Origin of the sequence: Bacillus sp. H1a, assembly GCF_000633475.1 — a bacterium.
Classification (GTDB): domain Bacteria; phylum Bacillota; class Bacilli; order Bacillales; family Bacillaceae_G; genus Bacillus_A; species Bacillus_A paramycoides.
In genome coordinates, this window is the sequence record NZ_AYMH01000152.1 from 1 (window position 1) to 2,457 (window position 2,457).

Sequence of the window (2,457 nt, forward strand, 5' to 3'; positions counted from 1 at the left end):
AATTAAATGTTTTAGTAATATACAAATAAAAAAATATATGATTGCATAACCAACCTTCTCAATAGAGTGTACTCTATTGGGAAAATTACAAGTTATTGATTTTAAAGGATTTAGAGGTTCTCAAATACACTTATCGGAATTGAAGCGTAGAGTGGCCCTTGAAACCCATATATAAAAAGACAATAAAGTTATTTAATTTTAAAACCTAAAATAAGCATAACCCCGTTCTAAATTTAGGACGGGGTTAAAATATAGTTGTTTAATTTTCGATACAAGATACTTCACTGTACTTAAAAATATAACAAAAAAGTCGTTTGAAAATCTAAGTTGTATTCAACAATAGCGCCCGATTCTGGAAGATTTCAAAACGTTTATTTTTCTTTTAACATTGAATACTTTCGATAAGCTTTATAGAAACTGATACCAAAGAAAACAACCATAAGGGTGGTAAGTGACCTTAAAAGGGCAAATGGAGTTTCAAATAAAAATGCTTTCCAAAATAATGCACCTTTCATACTCCAAAGACCTTCAGTTAAATATAAACCTGAATCCTTGTAAAACATATTAGAAAAAGGCAATAACAGTATACCTAAACCAAATGAATAACCCATCAATCTTTTATAATAATTACTCTTTGATTGGCGATCCGAGAAGATTTCATTTTGATCATCATCTTCTTTTTGCCAATATCGAACCCCACCAAGCCAGGAGTCATTTATATAAATCCAACCGAAGTCTTCATATATCCCTTTGTAATCTTTGAACTTTTCCTTTGATAAATAATCTTGATAATCCAGTCGCATCACATATCTCTTGTCGGTTTTTTCGAAAGTGTATATTCCTAATCCACTAATATTTGTACAACGATATCCTTTTTGTAATTGCTCGTTCAGCCATTGCTCCTCTTTTTCAAAATCAAAAAATATCTTAAATTTCTTCATTCGATTCACTTCCTTCGTACAGTGATAAAATATGCAATAACCTGTTTTGTTCCATTTTCAAAATGGCGCTTCCTTCTGCAGTTATCATATAAACTTTTCTTCGACCTAACTCTCCAACAGATTCAATCCAACCATGCTTATTCAAGTTTTCAATCGCACCGTATAATGTACCAGCTGCTAAAATAACAGTACCGTTACTTATCTTTTCTATCTTCTGCATTACGGCATAGCCATGGAGTGGCTCACGCATAGCTAATAAAATATAATGCATAGTTTCAGACAACGGTAATAATTTATGTTTCATATCCTCACCCTTTATTCAGTTCGACTATATAGTTCAACTTAACAATAACAATGTAATACAGTTCAACTGAATAGTCAACAGCATTTTCAAAATTGGTCAAAGGAACTTAAAGTAAATAGCTTGATAACAAAGGGCAAATCAATCTAAAAAGTCACTTTCCTTACGTAAGGGAAAGTGACTTTTGGTGTAGTCTTATTCAATTAAATGGCCCGATTGTTGAATAACATGACTGGCGTTTTTTAAACAACTTTATTATGCTTTAAACGACTTTATTGTAAATTAAACAACTTTATTATCTCTGTACAGCTAAGCAAAAAACACCCTAGTTTACTTTGAATCGAAAGATTCATAAAAAACGTCATCTTTTCTAAACAAGATAGGTAATTAGAAAAGATAACGTTTTTTAGTATTTGGGGGTATTAAAATTTCTTAAGTTGATGGGCATGTATGGTAACCCCTAATAGACTGTTTAAAAATGATGTTTAAGAAATCTTTTTTATTTTGGATATCGTTGTAATATTATGATAAATATGTTAAAATTATAATAGTGATACTTTTATTTTTTAGAAAAAATGAAATCGGTATTTTATTTGAATAGCAGGTCAAGGTCTTTGAACCACTTGAAGAGCATTCTCCTTCAAGTGCGTCTAAAGACCTTTTTGTGTTGTTCTAAAACTATTAGAAAGGAGAATTCAAGGCAGACTCCCTGAATATAAAATAAAATCCTCCTTTTTGGTTACCCAACTAGCAAACCCTTATTTTTCGATTAATTGTAACGACTACCTATTTTAGGAGATGATTAAATGGAAATTTTACCTTGTAATGGTTGCAAAGGAATGTGTTGTGGTCCCGTTCCAATTACAGAAGAAGAATTTAAAAAAATAAAGAAGAAAATAAAATCGATGCCTACAAAAAAACGCCTAGATTTAAAAAGTCAGCAACGATATTTTGGAACATGTATTTTCTATGACGAAATAAACGATCGTTGCGGTATTCATTCGGTACGTCCAATAATTTGTCGGGCATTTGGTTATTACAACAATCTTGTTTGTTTTCGCAAACCGGAAGTAGTTTCCGCAAAAAATTATATGAGTAACGAACAGCCCATTGGTATATTGAGTGTTGATTTTACATGGAAAGATTTTTCTTAATGGGTTTATCTATTTTCTTAAGTTGATAGCGATGTGGGTATACCCCACATCCATCAACTTA

The 2,457-nt window shown here is 31.3% G+C and carries 3 protein-coding genes; 1 reads left to right on the plus strand and 2 read right to left on the minus strand.

Annotated features, from left to right (window positions below; genetic code table 11):
* Positions 1-371 precede the first annotated feature (371 nt).
* On the minus strand, positions 372-941 hold the full coding sequence (locus tag U860_RS0130855) for a DUF2812 domain-containing protein (RefSeq protein ID WP_025151479.1): 570 nt from the start codon (positions 939-941) through the stop codon (positions 372-374).
* Positions 928-1,245 carry a helix-turn-helix transcriptional regulator gene (locus U860_RS0130860; RefSeq protein ID WP_025151480.1) on the minus strand — a complete coding sequence of 106 codons (318 nt, stop codon included), beginning with the start codon at positions 1,243-1,245 and terminating at the stop codon, positions 928-930. Before U860_RS0130860 ends, U860_RS0130855 begins: the two co-directional genes overlap by 14 nt.
* Positions 1,246-2,048: 803 nt before the next feature.
* On the opposite strand from U860_RS0130860, the gene U860_RS0130865 reads away from it, so the two are divergent.
* A complete protein-coding gene (locus tag U860_RS0130865) occupies positions 2,049-2,396 on the plus strand; it encodes a YkgJ family cysteine cluster protein (RefSeq protein ID WP_025151481.1) in 348 nt (115 codons plus the stop codon).
* Positions 2,397-2,457 lie beyond the last annotated feature (61 nt).

What these genes read in the sequence shown, in the direction of transcription:
- U860_RS0130860 (WP_025151480.1), bottom strand. Translation starts at nt 1,245, where the DNA reads ATGAAACATAAATTATTACCGTTGTCTGAAACTATGCATTATATTTTA.
- U860_RS0130855 (WP_025151479.1), bottom strand. Translation starts at nt 941, where the DNA reads ATGAAGAAATTTAAGATATTTTTTGATTTTGAAAAAGAGGAGCAATGG.
- U860_RS0130865 (WP_025151481.1), top strand. Translation starts at nt 2,049, where the DNA reads ATGGAAATTTTACCTTGTAATGGTTGCAAAGGAATGTGTTGTGGTCCC.